Origin of the sequence: Psychrobacter sp. TB20-MNA-CIBAN-0197 (assembly GCF_040309765.1) — a bacterium.
Classification (GTDB): Bacteria; Pseudomonadota; Gammaproteobacteria; order Pseudomonadales; family Moraxellaceae; genus Psychrobacter; species Psychrobacter submarinus.
Map to the genome: position 1 here is coordinate 1 of NZ_JBEOPC010001523.1, position 229 is coordinate 229.

Sequence of the window (229 nt, forward strand, 5' to 3'; positions counted from 1 at the left end):
GTACTGGTCAATGATCCTATTTATACGCCCTTTATGACTAAGGTGAAGCAAAATAATCGTACGCTAGTGATGTCGGCATTAGAGGAAATTGACGGTAAATATCAACTGGATTTGGACGATATCGAAGCTAAGATAATTGAGCATAAAGTAAAGCTGTACTTATTATGCAACCCGCACAATCCGGGCGGGCGGGTGTGGACGAGAGAGGAGCTTAAAGCGCTGCTTACGC

1 protein-coding gene is annotated in these 229 nt (G+C 44.1%); it reads left to right on the forward strand.

The features are described 5' to 3' along the window. A partial coding sequence (locus AAEY83_RS19065) for an aminotransferase class I/II-fold pyridoxal phosphate-dependent enzyme (RefSeq protein WP_351061858.1) occupies positions 1–229 on the forward strand: 229 nt, incomplete at both ends.